At 68.2% G+C, this 16,795-nt stretch carries 13 protein-coding genes and 1 riboswitch; of the genes, 7 read left to right on the top strand and 6 right to left on the bottom strand.

The features are described from left to right. Positions 1–64: 64 nt before the first annotated feature. Together Q4I23_RS08720 and Q4I23_RS08715 are read right to left on the bottom strand one after the other, a co-directional pair. Positions 65–1,813 (bottom strand): pyruvate, phosphate dikinase, encoded by a 1,749-nt coding sequence (locus Q4I23_RS08720; RefSeq protein WP_498525951.1) that lies wholly within the window; start codon positions 1,811–1,813, stop codon positions 65–67. 247 nt (positions 1,814–2,060) lie between these two features. Further along, a complete protein-coding gene (locus Q4I23_RS08715) occupies positions 2,061–2,813 on the bottom strand; it encodes an NUDIX hydrolase (RefSeq protein WP_498525950.1) in 753 nt (250 codons plus the stop codon). A gap of 192 nt (positions 2,814–3,005) precedes the next feature. Between Q4I23_RS08715 and pyk the strand changes: the two genes are divergently transcribed. Further along, positions 3,006–4,481, top strand: a complete 1,476-nt coding sequence (gene pyk / locus Q4I23_RS08710; RefSeq protein ID WP_498525949.1) for a pyruvate kinase — start codon at positions 3,006–3,008, stop codon at positions 4,479–4,481. 64 nt (positions 4,482–4,545) lie between these two features. Here the strand turns inward: pyk and Q4I23_RS08705 are convergent, their stop codons facing one another. Then, positions 4,546–5,235: a GntR family transcriptional regulator gene (locus Q4I23_RS08705; RefSeq protein ID WP_449225961.1), complete on the bottom strand. Its 690-nt coding sequence runs from the start codon at positions 5,233–5,235 to the stop codon at positions 4,546–4,548. Between the two features lie 170 nt (positions 5,236–5,405). After that, positions 5,406–6,026: a thiamine phosphate synthase gene (locus Q4I23_RS08700; RefSeq protein WP_498525948.1), complete on the bottom strand. Its 621-nt coding sequence runs from the start codon at positions 6,024–6,026 to the stop codon at positions 5,406–5,408. A gap of 198 nt (positions 6,027–6,224) precedes the next feature. Here Q4I23_RS08700 and gcl point away from each other — a divergent pair, with 198 nt between their 5' ends. The 5 genes from gcl (at position 6,225) to oxlT (Q4I23_RS08675) (ending at position 13,036) form a co-directional block, all read left to right on the top strand. After that, entirely contained in the window at positions 6,225–7,994 is a 1,770-nt protein-coding gene (gene gcl, locus Q4I23_RS08695) for a glyoxylate carboligase (protein WP_498525947.1), read from the top strand. A 207-nt stretch (positions 7,995–8,201) separates the two neighbouring features. After that, a complete protein-coding gene (gene hyi / locus Q4I23_RS08690) occupies positions 8,202–8,999 on the top strand; it encodes a hydroxypyruvate isomerase (RefSeq protein ID WP_119510593.1) in 798 nt (265 codons plus the stop codon). Between the two features lie 79 nt (positions 9,000–9,078). Next, positions 9,079–9,987, top strand: a complete 909-nt coding sequence (glxR, locus tag Q4I23_RS08685) for a 2-hydroxy-3-oxopropionate reductase (RefSeq protein ID WP_454018279.1) — start codon at positions 9,079–9,081, stop codon at positions 9,985–9,987. A 233-nt stretch (positions 9,988–10,220) separates the two neighbouring features. Next, complete coding sequence (locus tag Q4I23_RS08680) at positions 10,221–11,483, top strand: glycerate kinase type-2 family protein (protein WP_498525946.1); 1,263 nt, start codon at positions 10,221–10,223, stop codon at positions 11,481–11,483. A gap of 254 nt (positions 11,484–11,737) precedes the next feature. After that, positions 11,738–13,036: an oxalate/formate MFS antiporter gene (gene oxlT, locus Q4I23_RS08675; RefSeq protein WP_498525945.1), complete on the top strand. Its 1,299-nt coding sequence runs from the start codon at positions 11,738–11,740 to the stop codon at positions 13,034–13,036. Positions 13,037–13,120: 84 nt separating this feature from the next. On the opposite strand, the gene thiC is transcribed toward oxlT (Q4I23_RS08675), so the two are convergent. After that, a complete protein-coding gene (gene thiC / locus Q4I23_RS08670) occupies positions 13,121–14,962 on the bottom strand; it encodes a phosphomethylpyrimidine synthase ThiC (protein ID WP_498525944.1) in 1,842 nt (613 codons plus the stop codon). Between the two features lie 116 nt (positions 14,963–15,078). Continuing rightward, positions 15,079–15,191, bottom strand: a riboswitch (TPP riboswitch). Positions 15,192–15,395: 204 nt separating this feature from the next. Here thiC and Q4I23_RS08665 point away from each other — a divergent pair. Beyond that, positions 15,396–15,584 (top strand): hypothetical protein, encoded by a 189-nt coding sequence (locus Q4I23_RS08665; protein ID WP_498525943.1) that lies wholly within the window; start codon positions 15,396–15,398, stop codon positions 15,582–15,584. 70 nt (positions 15,585–15,654) lie between these two features. Here Q4I23_RS08665 and oxlT (Q4I23_RS08660) read toward each other — a convergent pair. Continuing rightward, on the bottom strand, positions 15,655–16,795 hold a 1,141-nt coding region (oxlT, locus tag Q4I23_RS08660), incomplete at its 5' end, for an oxalate/formate MFS antiporter (RefSeq protein ID WP_498525942.1).

Here is a 16,795-nt window from a genome sequence, read left to right as displayed (position 1 = left end):
AAGGCCCCAGCCAAAAGGCCCGTCGTCCCCTCGGACGACGGGCCTTTTTCATGGCTTCAAGCCATCACTCGCCGATGCCCTCGGCCCAGCGCAGCAGCAGCGCCACGGCCTCCGGCGGCTCGGGGCGGATCATCGGCACGCTGCCCAGGATCACATGGCCCGCCCCGCCGTCCACAGTGATGATCTCACCCGCCCGGATGGTCAGGTCGCCCACCGTCATCACGCCGGCCGCCGGATCGACGCGCAGCATGCGCGCTCCGGTGACGCAGGGCAGCCCCATGGCGCGGGCGACGGTGGCGGCGTGGCTGGTCGCTCCGCCGCGGGCGGTCACCACAGCGCAAGCCACCTGCATGCCGTGCACATCGTGGGGAGAGGTTTCCGGACGGCACAGCACCACCGCCACGCCCTCCGCCGCCAGCCGGACGGCCTCGTCCGACGTGAAGACCGCCGCACCCGTGGCAGCGCCGGAAGAGGCCGGCAGACCGCGGGCGATCACCTCGCGGGGGGCGTCCGGATCGGCGATGGGCCGCAGGCTGTCCGCAAGCGCCGGCAGGTCGGCGCGCCGCACCGCCTCGGCCCGCGAGATGATGCCGGCCTGCGCCATCTCTGTGGCGATGCGCACTCCCGCTTCCGGCGTCCGCTTGCCGGAGCGCGACTGGAGGATGAACAGGCGGCCCTGCTGGACGGTGAACTCGATCTCCTGCATGTCTCCGAAATGGCGTTCCAGTCGGTCGGCGATGCGGCCCAGCTCGGCGAAGGCCTCGGGGGCGACGGCTTCCAGCGAGGCGTCCGTCCCGGCCAACGGCCCCGGCGTGCGCAGGCCGGACACAATGTCCTCGCCCTGGGCGTCGGGCAGGAACTCGCCGCACAGTGCGGCCTCACCGGTGGAGGGATCGCGGCTGTGGGCGACGCCGGTGCCGGAGGCGATGCCGCGGTTGCCGAACACCATCGCCTGCACGGTCGCCGCGGTGCCCCAATCGTCGGGAATGCCGTGCACCGCCCGGAAGGCCACGGCGCGGGCGTTGCTCCAGGAGCGGAAGATGGCCCCGATGGCGGCGTAGAGCTGGGTCCGCGCGTCCTGCGGGAAGGGCTCCCCCGCCTCGCGCTCGATCAGCTCGCGGTAGGCGGCGGCCACGGCGCGCCAGTCGGCGGCGCCCAGGTCGGCGTCGCGGGTCAGCCCGCCCCCCTCCTTGTAGGCCTCCAGCGCCGCGTCAAAGGCGTGGGCGCCCACCCCCTGCACCACTGTGCCGTAGGTCTGGATCAGCCGACGGTAGCAGTCGTAGGCGAAGCGGGCGTCGCCGCTGCACGCCGCCAGCCCCTTCACCGTCGCGTCGGTCAGGCCGAGATTCAGGATGGTGTCCATCATGCCGGGCATCGAGGCCCGCGCGCCCGAACGGACGGACACCAGCAGCGGGTTCTCCGACCCGCCGAAGCGCGCGCCCGCGACGCTTTCCAGCCGGGACAGCGCCTCCTCGACCTGAGCCGTCAGCCCGGCGGGAAAGCCGCCCTGCCCGGCGCGGTGCCGGCGGCTGGCCTCCGCCACGATGGTGAAGCCCGGCGGCACCGGCACGCCCAGCCGCGCCATCTCGGCCAGCCCGGCGCCCTTGCCGCCCAGCTCCGCCAGCATGCCGCCGTGCCCTTCCGCATCGCCGCAGCCGAAGGCGTAGACCCACCGCTGCCCAGTGATCGCCTGTCCATTGGCCGCCTGTCCATTGGCCGCCGGCAGCGCCGGGTGCCCGGCAACCACGGCGGCACCGACGGCGATGGCGCCGCTGGTATCGGTGGAGCCTTGGATGATGGACTGGTGGAGCATGGACCTATCCTCGCGTCGGCGTGGTGTTCAGGCACCCTATGGACATGAACAGAAAATTTTTCCGGTCAAACAGATATCTTATTTCCTCATAATGCCATTTTACGAACTGAGTGCAATGCACAAATAGTCGCATTTGCGACGATAACGCTTCGGCGGCGGAAAAAGGCACGGGAAATTCTGCATAGCGGAATTTTAGGCGAATTGTTCACCAGAAATGCGCGACGCGAACCCCGGACGGCCTGGGCGCTCAGCCCAGCCGCGCCTGCTCCAGCGGAACTCGGGTCAGGGGGTAACCGAGACCTTCCGGGATGCACAACGCTGGCCCCTCGGGGGTGTCGGCGGGACGGGGCAGGATGGGGGTCAGGGGATGGAAGCGCGCGGCCTCCTCCATCGCGTGGCGGACCGTGCGGCAGCCGGCCAGACGCAGCAGGGTCATGCGGGTGGCGAAGACCAACGACAGCCGTTCCGCCTCCGCCTCGGCCAGGATGGCCCGCGGGGTGCCCCAGAATCCGGCGACCGCCTCCACCCCGTCGACCACGGCGGTCTGGCGCGGCGGCGCCTTGGCGAGGAAGAAGAGCGTGTCGTAGCGCCGCCACACGCTCTCCGGCGTGACCCAGCGGGCAAAGGGCACCAGCGCCGCCACGTCCGGTTCCAGCCCTGCCGCCAGCAGCCGGCCCAGGAAGGTCCCTCCCGACGCGCTGCGCAGCCCGTCAAGAAGAGCAGCGTCCACCGGGCCGCCGGTCATCAGCAGCCCGCACTCCTCGAACGCCTCGCGGATCGCGGCCATCCGCTGCGGCATGTCGTCGGTCAGCGGCAGCGACAGCTCCCGCCAGGGAAGCTCGCTGTCCTCCGCGTCCAGCCGCCCGCCGGGAAACACCGTGGCGCCGGGCGCGAAACGAAGGTCGCGGTGGCGCTGGATCATGAAGACCTCCAGCCCATCCACGCTGTCGCGCAAAAGGATCAGGCCGGCGGCGGAAAGCGGCTCGACAGGCGTGTTCATGGCATCGTCCTGGCTGATCGCGGGCGTTCAGTGTCCGCCGACGGCTCACTCCCGGTCAAACCAACCGTGTGACTTCCCGCTATGTGGAAAAGCCATAGCGCCGGTTTGACCCCCGCCCCGCCCCGGCCGCAGCATCACTCCAAGCACCACCCAGTCATTGTCAAGTCATCGCCCTCTCAGGAGGCCCGCGCCATGCAGCGCAACCGCAGCACCAAGATCGTCGCCACTCTGGGGCCGGCCAGCTCGACCTACAGCCAGATTTTCGCCCTCGCCGAGGCCGGCGTGGATGTCTTCCGCCTAAACGCCAGCCACGGCACGCAGCGCGACCACGCCGAGCGCTACCGCCAGATCCGCGCGGTCGAGGAGACGGTCGGGCGCCCCATCGGCGTGCTTCTCGATCTTCAGGGCCCGAAGCTGCGCGTCGGCACCTTCAAGGAGGTGGCGGTGATCCTGGCCGGCGGCGACCGCTTCCGCCTCGACCTGGACCCGACCCCCGGCGACCGCAGCCGCGTCTGCGTCCCGCATCCGGAGATCTTCGCCAGCCTGGAGCCGGGCCACGAACTTCTGCTGAACGACGGGCGCATGCGCCTGCGCGTGCTGAGCTGCGGCCCCGACCACGCCGAGACCGAGGTCATGGTCGGCGGCACGCTGTCCGACCGCAAGGGCATGAACGTCCCCGGCACCACGCTGGCCCTCAGCGCCCTGTCGGAGAAGGACCGCAGCGACCTGCAGTTCGGCCTGACGCTGGGCGTGGACTGGATCGGCCTCAGCTTCGTGCAGCGGCCCGAGGACATCCTGGAAGCGCGCGCCCTGATCGGCGACCGCGCCCACATCATGACCAAGGTGGAGAAGCCCGCCGCCTTGCCCCGGCTGGAGGAGATCATCGCTCTGTCGGACGCGGTGATGGTGGCCCGCGGCGACCTCGGCGTGGAACTGCCCCCGGAGGACGTGCCCGGCCTGCAGAAGCGGATGATCCGCCTGAGCCGCGCCGCCGGCAAACCGGTGATTGTTGCCACGCAGATGCTGGAATCCATGATCACCGAGCCGACGCCGACGCGCGCCGAGGCGTCGGACGTGGCGACCGCCGTCTATGACGGGTCGGACGCCGTGATGCTGTCGGCGGAATCCGCGTCGGGCAAGCATCCGGTGGAGGCCGTGGCGATGATGGACCGCATCATCCGCCGGGTCGAGCGCGACCCCCTCTACCGCCGCATCATGGACTCCGAGCATCCGAGCCCGGAGGCGACCACCCCGGACGCCCTGTCCGCCGCGGCGCGCCAGATCGCCGAGACCATCTCGGCCGCCGGCATCGCCACCTTCACCAGCACCGGCTCCACCGCGCGGCGCGCCTCGCGCGAGCGGCCGACCGTGCCGATCCTCGGCCTCAGCGCCGAACGCGGGACCGCCCGGCTGCTGTCGCTGGCCTGGGGCGTGCATCCGGTCTGGACCGCCGACGTGGCGAATTTCGCGGAGATGGTCGAGCGGGCGAGCCTCGTCGCCGCCCAGGAAGGCATCGGCACGCCCGGCCAGTCGCTGATCGTGACGGCTGGCGTCCCCTTCGGAACGCCCGGCACCACCAACAGCCTGCGCGTGGTCACGATCACCGCGAACGGCCTGAACAGCGCGGCCGAAACTGCCGCCGCGGTCAAGACCCACGTGCCGGCCTGATCCCGTATCGGTGCCCTTCCCTCCTCACCGGGGGCGGGGCACCTTCACTCCAGGAAGTCGCCCCTCACTCCAGGAAATCGCAATGCTTCTCGACGTGCGCCGCCAGACCCAGCGTGTGGTCGCGGATCAGGTGTTCGGCCTGATCGACGTCGCGGCGTTCCAGGGCCTTGATGATTTCCTTGTGGTCGTTGATCGACCGCTCCGCCCGGTTGTCCTGGCCGATAGTCAGCTTGCGGATCGCGCGGATGTGGATGAACAGGTTGTCGGTCATCTCCTGAATCAGCTTGGACCCGCTGAGCCGGATGATGCTCTTGTGGAAGGCGATGTTGGCGTCGGAGTATTCGTTGACATGCTCCTTGGGGTTCCGCATCTCGAAATTGCGGAACAGATCCCACAGGGTGCGGATGTCCTCGTCGGTGGCCTGCGTCGCGACCATACGCCCGGCCATGCTCTCCAGCGCCGCCCAGACCTGGATCATCTCGACGATCTCGGCCTTGGTCTTGCGGATGACGAAGATGCCCCGGCGCGGCTGGAGGCGGATGAACCCCTCCTGCTCCAACAGGGTCAGCGCCTCGCGGATCGGCGTCCGGCTGACGCCCAGCAACTCGCTGAGCTGCCGCTCCTCAAGCCGGATCTCCTCGTTATGGTCGTAGATGTCCATTTGCGAGATGGCTTGCTTCAACGCATGATACGCTTGAGCGCGGAAGGTCGATCCGGTGTCGAGCGGCTGGACGTTGATCGGCGGAGGGTTCATGGTCGGCACCGTTCCTCAATGCTGGCCGTCCGGAAACACCCCACTGTGCGCCGGCCCGGTCGTGCGAAAGGCATCGCATCGTTTTCGTATATGAGATACCAGATGCACATTTCGGACTGAAAAGTCCAGGACCACGATAAGGAAAGGACGGCTTCGCCCGGCCCCCATCCTTACGGTTGTCCGCCTTTCAAGGCCTTGAGCAGACCGGACAGGCGGTCCGGTGTCCGCATCACCGCACCCATGACCGCCACTCCGGCGGCTCCCGCGACCAGACAGTCTCCGATATTGCCCGACTCCACGCCGCCGAGCGCGATGATCGGCAGGGAACTCTCCGCGGCCAAGCGTCTCAGCCCCTCCGTCCCAAGCGGCGGGCCGTACCCCGGCTTGCTCGGCGACGGAAAGATGGGCGACAACGTGACGTAGTCTGCCCCGCCCGCCGCGGCCCGCCGAATCCCTTCCGCGTCGTGGGCAGAGAGCCCAACCACCGCGCCGGGGCCGAGCCGCCGCCGAGCCGCCGCGACATCGGCCCCCTCCGGCAGATGCACGCCGTCCGTCCCCGCGGCCAGCGCCAGATCCGGGTCGCCATGCAGCGTGACCACCGCCCCCCAGGGCCGCGCCCGCTCCACCAGCGCGTGCGCCAGGGCGATCTGCCGGGATTCGTCGAGATCCTTCTCGCGCAGCGACAGCCAGCGCAAGCCCCCAGCGAACAGCCGCGCCGCCAGATCCGGCAGGGGCTGCGCCGCCTGCCGCCGGTCCGTGATCGCCAGGAGGCGGGGACTCGGGATCGCCATCATCCAACCACGATGACAGCGCCATCGGGACTGTGCAAGTGCAGCATAATTGTCCACTGCGCCGTGAAGGACTGCCCCGTTCGGCGCGATTTCCATCACGCGGAAAGGATTCGCCAATACTTTGCCAATAGCCGCCCCGCTGATGAAAGCTCAATCCAACGCAACAGCGACCCGTTACGCGAGGGAGGAGACCAAGCCATGGCTAGGATGATGGCGATTGAAGCGGCGGTGCATGTCCTGGAAAAAGAAGGCGTGTCCGTTTGCTTTGGCGTCCCCGGAGCGGCCATCAATCCGTTCTACGCGGCGCTGCAACGCAACGGCCGCATCGGCCACGTTCTTGCGCGCCATGTCGAAGGCGCGTCGCATATGGCCGAAGGCTACACGCGCGCCAAGGCCGGCAACATCGGCGTCTGCATCGGCACCTCCGGCCCCGCCGGCACCGACATGATCACGGGCCTCTATTCGGCCTCCGCCGACTCCATTCCGATCCTGTGCATCACCGGCCAGGCGCCGCGCGCCCGCCTGCACAAGGAGGATTTCCAGGCCGTGGACATCCCGTCCATCGCCAAGCCGGTCGCCAAGTGGGCGGTCACCGTGCTGGAGCCGGGCCAGGTCCCCTACGCCTTCCAGCAGGCCTTCCACCTGATGCGCTCCGGCCGCCCCGGCCCGGTCCTGCTCGACCTGCCAATCGACGTGCAGATGGCCGAGATCGAGTTCGATCCCGACACCTACCAGCCGCTGCCGACCTACAAGCCGGCGGCGACCCGCGCCCAGGTCGAGAAGGCGCTGGAGATGCTGAACGCGGCGGAGCGCCCGCTGCTGGTGGCCGGCGGCGGCATCATCAACGCCGACGCCAGCGACCGTCTGGTCGAGTTCGCCGAGATCGCCGGCCTGCCGGTCATCCCGACCCTGATGGCCTGGGGCGCCATTCCGGACGATCACCCGCTGATGGCCGGCATGGTCGGTCTGCAGACCGCCCACCGCTACGGCAACGCCGCCATGCTGGCGTCCGACGTCGTTTTGGGCATCGGCAACCGCTGGGCCAACCGCCACACCGGTTCGGTCGACGTCTACACCAAGGGCCGCAAGTTCGTGCATGTGGACATCGAGCCGACCCAGATCGGCCGCGTCTTCGCGCCGGACCTGGGCATCGTGTCCGACGCCGGTGCCGCTCTCGACCTCTTCATTGAGGTGGCGAAGGAGTGGAAGGCCGCCGGCAAGCTGCGCGACTGGTCGGAGTGGGTGAAGACCTGCCAAGTCCGCAAGCGCTCCATGCTGCGCAAGTCCGACTTCGCCAACGTGCCGATCAAGCCGCAGCGCGTCTATCAGGAGATGAACAGCGCCTTCGGCGAGGACGTCTGCTACGTCTCGACCATCGGCCTGTCGCAGATCGCCGGCGCGCAGTTCCTGCACGTCTACAAGCCGCGCCATTGGATCAATTGCGGTCAGGCCGGCCCGCTCGGCTGGACCCTGCCGGCGGCGCTCGGTGTGCGGGTGGCCGATCCGAAGCGCAAGATCGTCGCTCTGTCCGGCGACTACGACTTCCAGTTCCTGATCGAGGAGCTGGCGGTGGGCGCTCAGTTCAAGCTGCCCTACATCCACGTCCTGGTGAACAACAGCTATCTCGGGCTGATCCGGCAGGCGCAGCGCGCCTTCCAGATGGATTTCCAGGTCCAGCTTTCCTTCGAGAACATCAACGCCCCGGAAATCGGCGTCTACGGCGTGGACCACGTCGCGGTGGCCGAGGGTCTGGGCTGCAAGGCCATCCGCGTCACCGACCCGGACAATCTGCAATCCGCCTTCGCGCAAGCGCAGCAGTGGATGGACGAATTCCAGGTCCCGGTGGTCGTCGAGGTCATCCTGGAGCGCGTCACCAACATCGCCATGGGCACGGAGATCAACAACATCACCGAGTTCGAGGACCTGCTGGACGTGCCCGCGGACGAGCCGGAGCTGGTGCGGGTCTGATCGACACGCCGCGCGCCCAAATCCCCTCCCCTGCGAAGCGGGGGAGGGTCAGGGTGGGGGCAAGCGGCTCCGCCATATCCACAGTTCCGCAGGGTGAAAAAGCGTCATCCCTGCATTGACGCCCCACCGTCACCCTTCGATCCTGACCGCCAACCGGCCAAGTCCGTAACGAACATCCGGCCCGAAACGAACATCCGGGAGAGAGACATGCCCAAGTTCGCCGCCAACCTGACGATGCTCTACAACGAGCTGCCCTTCCTCGACCGCTTCGCCGCGGCGGCGAAGGACGGCTTTACCGGGGTCGAGTATCTGTTCCCCTATGCCTTCGAGAAGGACGCGCTGGTCGAGCGGCTGGCCGCCAACCGGCTGACCCAGGTTCTGCACAACCTGCCGGCGGGCGACTGGGACGCGGGCGAGCGCGGCATCGCCGTCCTTCCGGACCGCGTGGGCGAGTTCCAGGACGGGGTGGGCCGCGCCATCGAATACGCCACGGCGTTGGGCTGCAAGCAGATCAACTGCCTCGCCGGCAAGGCCCCGGCGGGCGTGGCCGCGGACGCGCTGGAGCGCACCTTCGTCGACAACCTGTCCTTCGCCGCCAAGGCGCTGAAGCAGGCCGGCATCCGCTTCCTGGTCGAGCCGATCAACACCCGCGACATTCCGGGCTTCTATTTGACCAACACCGCGCAGGCGGAACGGATTCTGGAGGCCGTCGGCTCCGACAACCTCTTCATCCAATACGACGTCTATCACATGCAGATCATGGAGGGCGATCTCGTCCCGACCATCCAGCGCCTGCTGCCGAAGATCGCGCATGTCCAGATCGCCGACAATCCGGGCCGCAACGAGCCGGGCACCGGCGAGATCAACTACCCCTTCGTCTTCGCGGCGCTCGACCGGATCGGCTACGACGGCTGGGTCGGCTGCGAGTACAAGCCGGCCAAGGGGACCAGCGAAGGGCTGGGCTGGATGCGCGCCGCCACCCCCGGCGAGACCGTAGCCGCCTGAGGGCCGCCGCCTAATGACCGCCACCTGATCGCCCACCCCGTTTCGACCGCCCGAACACAGAAGATTTGAGGACACAGCCATGAACGTTGGATTCATCGGTCTCGGCATCATGGGCCGTCCCATGGCCGCTCATCTGGCCGACGCCGGCCACACCCTGTTCGTCTACGACATCAACCCGGCCCCGGAAGACCTGCTGGCCAAGGGCGCCACGGCCTGCGGCTCCAGCCGCGAGGTGGCGCAGAAGGCCGACATCATCTTCACGATGGTCCCCGACACCCCCCATGTGCAGGCAGCCCTGTTCGGCCCGAACGGCGTCGCCGAGGGGCTGTCCGCCGGCAAGATCGTCGTGGACATGTCCTCGATCTCCCCGATCGAGACGAAGGCCTTCGCCCAGCGCATCAACGAGCTGGGCTGCGACTATCTCGACGCCCCGGTGTCCGGCGGTGAGGTCGGCGCCAAAGCCGCCTCGCTGACCATCATGGTCGGCGGCCCGGACAAGGCCTTCGAGACGGTGAAGCCGCTGTTCGAGAAAATGGGCAAGAACATCACGCTGGTCGGCGGCAACGGCGACGGCCAGACGACGAAGGTCGCCAACCAGATCGTCGTCGCACTGACCATCGAGGCGGTGGGCGAGGCCCTGCTGTTCGCGTCCAAGGCCGGCGCCGACCCGGCGAAGGTCCGTCAGGCCCTGATGGGCGGCTTCGCCTCCTCGCGCATCCTGGAGGTGCATGGCGAGCGTATGGTGAAGCGCACCTTCGATCCGGGCTTCCGCATCGAGCTGCACCAGAAGGACCTGAACCTGGCCTTGTCCGGCGCCCGCGCGCTCGGTGTGTCGCTGCCCAACACGGCGACCTGCCAGGAGCTGTTCAACGCCTGCGCCGCCCAGGGCGGCAAGGCCTGGGACCACTCCGGCATGGTCCGCGCGCTGGAGCTGCTCGCCAACCACGAGATCGGCCAGAACCACCGCGTGACCGAACCCGCGGAGTGAGGTTGAGCTTCATCTCCCTCTCCCCTCTGGGGAGAGGGTTGGGGTGAGGGGGTTGTACGTGCCGGATCGTCCGGCAAAAGCACATCCCCCTCACCCTCCCCTCTCCCCAGAGGGGAGAGGGTTATAGGGGCTCTCCTCCCCATTGCCCCCCGCGCCAAATCCGTTAGCATTCCCAGCACATGAGGACCGGCGCCGGTGAACGGCGCGGCTCAGGGAAGGGACAGAACCAGACCATGACGACCACCGATCCCCGCGCGCTTCTGACCGACATGTTCCGCGCCGCCGTCGCCTCGGCGCAGCCGGCGCTGTGCGTGCCGCCGCATCTTCCGGAGCCGCCGAAGGGCCGCACGGTCGTCGTCGGCGCCGGCAAGGCCGCGGCCTCCATGGCGAAGGCGGTTGAGGATCACTGGAAGGGTCCGCTGTCCGGTCTGGTCGTCACCCGCTACGGCCACAACCTGCCCTGCGAGCGGATCGAGGTGGTCGAAGCGTCGCACCCCGTCCCCGACGAGGCCGGCCAGCAGGCGGCGAAGCGCATCCTCGACATCGCCGCCTCGCTCGGCCCCGACGACCTGATGCTCTGCCTGATCTCCGGCGGCGGCTCCGCCCTGCTCGCTCTGCCGGCACCGGGCATCTCGATGGCCGACAAGCAGGCGGTGTCCAAGGCGCTGCTCCGGTCCGGGGCGAACATCACCGAGATGAACTGCGTGCGCAAGCACCTGTCCGCGATCAAGGGCGGGCGGCTGGCTGCGGCGACCAGGGCGCGGGTGGTCTCGCTGGTCATCTCCGACGTGCCGGGCGACGACCTGTCGGTGATCGCCTCCGGCCCCACCGTGCCGGACCCGACCAGCTACGCCGACGCGCTGGCCGTGCTGGAGAAGTATGGCATCACCCCGCCGCAGCCGGTCATGGACCATCTGCTGGCTGGGCGCGACGAGAGCCCGAAGCCCGGCGACCCGCGGCTGGAGCGCGTCAGCACGATCCTCGTCGCCACCCCGCAGATGGCGCTGGAGCGCGCGGCGGAGGTCGCCCGCAAGGCCGGCGTCACTCCGGTCATCCTCGGCAACGCCCTGGAGGGCGAGTCGCGCGAGGTGGCGCTCGTCCATGCCGGCATCGCCCGCCAGATCGTCGAGCACGACCAGCCGGCGGCCAAGCCCTGCGTCCTGCTGTCCGGCGGCGAGACCACGGTGACCGTGCGCGGCAAGGGGCGCGGCGGGCGCAACGCCGAGTTCCTTCTGGCGCTGACCGTAGCGCTGGACGGGATGAAGGGCGTGCACGCTCTGGCCGCCGACACCGACGGCATCGACGGGACGGAGGACAACGCCGGCGCCCTGCTCTCCCCCGACACGCTGGCCCGCGCCGCCGAGGCCGGTGTCAACGCCAAGGAACGGCTGGCCGACAACGACGGCTACAGCTTCTTCAGCGCGCTCGGCGACCTGCTGGTGACCGGGCCGACCCTGACCAACGTCAACGACTTCCGCGCTGTTCTGGTCCTGTGACGGGTGGGGCGCCGCCGGCCGATTTAATATATCACTTATGGCCAGGGCGGCGCCCGCTCACGAAAATTTGTTGATGACTCCACGGATTATCCGCCACACTCACCGTCAAGGCATCACGAATATGGCGTCTGGCATGCCAACGGCATGCATCCGGATTGCCCTGTTCGAAGGATAAAGCGAAGCGGTCGGGCACCGAACGCACCCCGCGCGCGCCAGGACAAGAACGAGATCGCGGACCATCCGGGAGGAACCATATGCGCCAAACCGGTGCGCAAAGCGCCCTGCCTGTCGGCGGGCGTTGGATGCAGTTGCTTGCCGGCGTCATCTGCATGTCGATGATCGCCAATCTGCAGTACGGATGGACCCTCTTCGTCGAACCCATCGACGACAAGCACGGCTGGGGCCGTGCGGCCATCCAGGTGGCCTTCACCATCTTCATCGTCACCGAAACATGGCTGGTGCCCGTCGAGGGCTGGTTCGTGGACCGCTTCGGCCCGCGGATCGTCGTGCTGTTCGGCTCGGTGCTCTGCGCCGCCTCCTGGGCGCTGAACGCGGTGGCGGATTCGCTGCTCGTGCTCTACGTCGCCGCGGCCATCGGCGGCATCGGGGCGGGCGCCGTCTACGGCACCTGCGTCGGCAACGCGCTGAAATGGTTTCCCGACCGGCGCGGTCTGGCCGCCGGCATCACTGCGGCAGGCTTCGGAGCCGGCTCCGCCCTGACGGTGGTGCCCATCGCCACGATGATCGAGACCTCGGGCTACGAGGCGACCTTCATGGCCTTCGGGCTGGGACAGGGGCTGGTGGTCTTCGCGCTCGCCTGGCTGCTGGTCGCCCCGCCGTCCGCTCCGCTCGCCCGCGGCGGCTTCGCCACCCCGCCCGCGCAGCGGCAATACACGCCGAGCCAGATGGTCCGCACACCGGTCTTCTGGGTCATGTACGCCATGTTCGTCATGGTGGCCGGCGGCGGGCTGATGGCGACGGCCCAGCTCGGCCCCATCGCCCAGGATTTCGGGCTGGCCCACGCTCCGGTCAGCATCCTCGGCCTGACCCTGCCCGCCCTGACCTTCGCCCTGTCCATCGACCGGGTGCTGAACGGGCTGACCCGCCCGTTCTTCGGCTGGGTGTCCGACCACATCGGGCGCGAGAACACCATGTTCATCGCCTTCGCCATCGAGGCGGTGGGCATCGTCGCGCTCAGCCTCTACGGCCGCGACCCGGTGGCCTTCGTGCTGCTGACCGGTCTGGTCTTCTTCACCTGGGGCGAGATCTACAGCCTGTTCCCGGCCTGCTGCGCCGACACCTTCGGGTCGAAGTTCGCCGCCAGCAACGCCGGGCTGCTCTACACCGCCAAGGGCACGGCGGCGCTGCTGATCCCCTTCGCCAACATCATCGCCGACGCGACGGGAAGCTGGCACGCTGTCTTCCTGCTGGCCGCCGCCGTCAACGCGCTGGCCGCGGTGCTGGCCCTGTTCGTCCTGCGCCCGATGCGCAACCGCATGGCGGCGGAGTCGCTGACCGCGTCGGGCGGCCGAAGCGTAACGGCCATGTCCTGACGCTCTCTTCCCCTCCCCCCGCCTTGGGGAAGGAGCCGAAGCGAGGGGGCGCCTGCAAGGGCGCCCCCTTTTCGATTTGGGAGGTCAGTCCGCCGCCTGCCCCTCCTCCAGGTAGATCTCCCCGCCCTTGGCGCGGAAGCTCTCCGACATCTCGGCCATGCCGGAGTTGGCGTATTCCCGCACCTCCTGCGTGATCTTCATCGAGCAGAACTTCGGTCCGCACATCGAACAGAAATGCGCGACCTTCGCCCCTTCCGCCGGCAGGGTCTGGTCGTGGAAGCGCTCCGCCGTCTCCGGGTCGAGCGACAGGTGGAACTGGTCGCGCCAGCGGAACTCGAAACGGGCGCGCGACAAGGCGTCGTCGCGTTCCTGGGCGCCGGGATGGCCCTTGGCGAGGTCGGCGGCGTGGGCGGCGATCTTGTAGGTGACCACACCCACCTTCACGTCGTCGCGGTCCGGCAGCCCCAAATGCTCCTTCGGCGTGACGTAGCAGAGCATCGCCGTGCCAAACCAGCCGATCATGGCGGCACCGATGGCGCTGGTGATGTGGTCGTAGCCCGGCGCGATGTCGGTGGTCAGCGGCCCGAGCGTGTAGAAGGGCGCCTCGCCGCACAGCGCAAGCTGCTTGTCGACGTTGGCCTTGATCTTGTGCATGGGCACATGGCCCGGCCCCTCGATCATCACCTGCACGTCGTGCTTCCACGCGATCTTGGTCAGCTCGCCCAATGTCTCCAGCTCGGCGAACTGGGCGGCGTCGTTGGCGTCGGCGATGGAGCCGGGGCGCAGACCGTCACCCAGCGAGAAGGCGACGTCGTACGCCTTCATGATCTCGCAGATCTCCTCGAACCGCTCGTAGAGGAAGCTCTCGCGGTGATGCGACAGGCACCATTTCGCCATGATCGAGCCGCCGCGCGACACGATGCCGGTGGTGCGCTTCGCGGTCAGCGGGATGTGCGCCAGACGGATGCCGGCGTGGATGGTGAAATAGTCCACCCCCTGCTCCGCCTGCTCGATCAGCGTGTCGCGGAAGATCTCCCAGGTCAGGTCCTCGGCCTTGCCGCCGACCTTCTCCAGCGCCTGATAGATCGGCACGGTGCCGATGGGGACCGGGCTGTTGCGCAGAATCCATTCACGGGTGGTGTGGATGTTGCGGCCGGTGGACAGGTCCATGACGGTGTCAGCACCCCAGCGGATCGACCAGACCATCTTGTCGACCTCCTCCCCCACCGAGGACGCGACGGCGGAATTGCCGATGTTCGCGTTGATCTTGGTGAGGAAGTTGCGGCCGATGATCATCGGCTCCGATTCGGGGTGGTTGATGTTGGACGGGATGATCGCCCGCCCGCGCGCCACCTCGTCGCGGACAAACTCCGGGGTCACATGGTCGGGGATCGAGGCGCCGAAGTCGTCACCGTCCCGCGCCGCCGCCTCGGCCAGCCGCTGGCGGCCCAGATTCTCGCGGACGGCGATGTACTCCATCTCCGGCGTGACGATGCCGGCGCGGGCGTAGGCCATCTGCGTGACCGCCCGGCCCGGCTTGCCGCGCAGCGGACGGCGCCCGGCGCGGTCGAAGACGGGCACGGCGCGCGTCTCGCCGACGCGCAGCCCGTCGTCTTCCGGACGGACCTCGCGGCCCTCATAGGCCTCGACGTCGCCGCGGGCCTCGATCCAGGAGCGGCGCAGCTCCGCCAGGCCGCGGCGGATGTCGGTCTGCACGGCGGGATCGCTGTAAGGGCCTGAGGTGTCGTAGACGCGCACCGGCGGCTCGCCACCGCCGACATGGATGTCGCGCATCGCCACGCGCAGGTCGGGGAAGCGCTCCCCGGCCACATGGACCTTGCTGGACGACGGCAGCGGGCCGGTCGTCACCGAGAAATGGTCCGACGGCGCGGCGTCTTTCGAAGCAGGGGGAAGAGAGTCGGGCATCTGCTATGGATCTCCATCGCACATAGGATCGTTGGAGACCCGGGTGTGACGGAGTGGCAGAACGGACGACCGGAGCGGTCCCCATGGAGGGGTGCGCGATGGGGGTGCGCGTGACCGTGGCCCGTTTGTTCCTGTCCCTACGCCGGTACGACCCGGATCAGGTTCAAAGGGTTCGGCGCCTTACGGCATCATCTCAGCCCCGTGCTATGGGGCTCCCCTTGGAACGTCGCCATGCTGAACGATCCGCCCCACCCACGTCAATGCGATTCACGGCGCGATTCACGGCGAATCCCACCCAATCAATGCAATTGGCGCGGTTCTGGTATCCATTATCTGGTATACAAAATCCTATTGCTCAGCCTGAGCCGGGCCGCTATGCTGCATCACAACAACAAAAAGCAACGCCCCCTCCCGAGTGCCCGGAGCCCGTCCCATGCTCGAATCCCAGATGATCGCCTTCGTCGCCCTGGTCGGCCTGATGGGCCACGGCCTGACCCTGCTGATGCGGGAGGATGACGAGTGGACTTCCGATCCGCAGGACGAGCAGCCGGACGGCCTCTGGTCGTCAGAGCGCTTCAACCAGTCCGGCGAGGGCCACAACCGTCCTTTCTTCCTGGAATGAAAAAGGCCGCCGCGCGGGGTGTGCGCGGCGGCCTTCATCGGAGGACCGTAACCGGAAGTGTGCGGGCCGATCAGTGGCCGGGCTGCACCGCCAGCCCACCCGCACCCTGCTGAGCGGCAAGTTCGGCGTTTCGGGCATGGTGTTTGCGCAGCATTGGCCGCAGGACCGCGATGGCGCAGAAGGCCGCGATGAGGTCCATGGTGGCACAGATGTAGAGCACGGTCGCCCAGGTGCCGGTGGCTTCCATCAGCAGGTTGCCCAGCGGGACCAGCAGCGCCGCAACGCCCTTGGCGCAGTACAGGACGCCGTAGATCTTTGCAGCATGCTTGGTGCCGAAGGTGTCCGCCGAGGTGGCGCTGAACAGGCTGTACACTTCGCCCCAGGCCAGGAACACCAGCCCCGACAGGATCAGGAACATGATCGGGTCGTGGCCGAAGCGGCTGAGCATCAGGATGCCGAGGCCTTCGAAGGTGAAGGCAATGAACATCGTCGCTTCACGGCCGATGTGGTCGGAGACGAAGCCGAACAGCGGACGGGAGATGCCGTTCATCACGCGGTCGAGCATCAGCGCGAAGGGCAGTGCCGCCATGGTGATGCCGAACAGGCTGATCGGGGCTTCCTTCACGCCCAGATCGTGTGCGATCACGCCGAGCTGGGCCACCGCCATCAGACCGCCCGACACGGTGCAGATGAACATGAGCATCATGACCCAGAAGACCGGCGTCTGCAGCGCTTCCTTGAGCGTGTAGTCGCGGCGGGACTGCAGGACCTTGGTCGAGGCCTTCACCTGATCCTTCTGCGGGGCGCGCAGGAAGTAGGCGGCGATGAGGATGATCGTGCCCTGCAGCAGGCCGAACCAGAAGAAGGTCGCCTGGTAGCCCGAGGAGTGGATCATGTTGGCGATCGGCAGGATGGTCACGGCCGAGCCGGCACCGTAGCCGCCCGCGGTCAGGCCGACGGCGAGGCCGCGCTTGTCCGGGAACCACTTGAGGGCGCTGTTGACGCAGGTGGCGTAGACGCAGCCGACGCCGATGCCGCCGATGGCCGAGCCGACATAGAGCATGCCGAGCGAGCCGGCGTAGCTGTCGACGATCCAGGAGAGGCCGGTCATCACGCCGCCGAAGGCGACGATGGCGCGGGGGCCGTAACGGTCGATGAAGTAGCCTTCGATGGGGGTCAGCCAGGTCTGGACGACGACGAAGACGGTGAAG

Source organism: Azospirillum sp. UFLA03-27, assembly GCF_059803775.1.
The sequence above is the reverse complement of the archived record's forward strand: the minus strand, read 5'-3'. Positions and strand labels throughout refer to the sequence as shown.

Bases quoted from the DNA above. Each gene is read 5' to 3' on its own strand.
- Q4I23_RS08720 (WP_498525951.1), bottom strand. From the start codon at position 1,813: ATGCTCCACCAGTCCATCATCCAAGGCTCCACCGATACCAGCGGCGCC.
- Q4I23_RS08715 (WP_498525950.1), bottom strand. From the start codon at position 2,813: ATGAACACGCCTGTCGAGCCGCTTTCCGCCGCCGGCCTGATCCTTTTG.
- pyk (WP_498525949.1), top strand. From the start codon at position 3,006: ATGCAGCGCAACCGCAGCACCAAGATCGTCGCCACTCTGGGGCCGGCC.
- Q4I23_RS08705 (WP_449225961.1), bottom strand. From the start codon at position 5,235: ATGAACCCTCCGCCGATCAACGTCCAGCCGCTCGACACCGGATCGACC.
- Q4I23_RS08700 (WP_498525948.1), bottom strand. From the start codon at position 6,026: ATGGCGATCCCGAGTCCCCGCCTCCTGGCGATCACGGACCGGCGGCAG.
- gcl (WP_498525947.1), top strand. From the start codon at position 6,225: ATGGCTAGGATGATGGCGATTGAAGCGGCGGTGCATGTCCTGGAAAAA.
- hyi (WP_119510593.1), top strand. From the start codon at position 8,202: ATGCCCAAGTTCGCCGCCAACCTGACGATGCTCTACAACGAGCTGCCC.
- glxR (WP_454018279.1), top strand. From the start codon at position 9,079: ATGAACGTTGGATTCATCGGTCTCGGCATCATGGGCCGTCCCATGGCC.
- Q4I23_RS08680 (WP_498525946.1), top strand. From the start codon at position 10,221: ATGACGACCACCGATCCCCGCGCGCTTCTGACCGACATGTTCCGCGCC.
- oxlT (WP_498525945.1), top strand. From the start codon at position 11,738: ATGCGCCAAACCGGTGCGCAAAGCGCCCTGCCTGTCGGCGGGCGTTGG.
- thiC (WP_498525944.1), bottom strand. From the start codon at position 14,962: ATGCCCGACTCTCTTCCCCCTGCTTCGAAAGACGCCGCGCCGTCGGAC.
- Q4I23_RS08665 (WP_498525943.1), top strand. From the start codon at position 15,396: ATGCTCGAATCCCAGATGATCGCCTTCGTCGCCCTGGTCGGCCTGATG.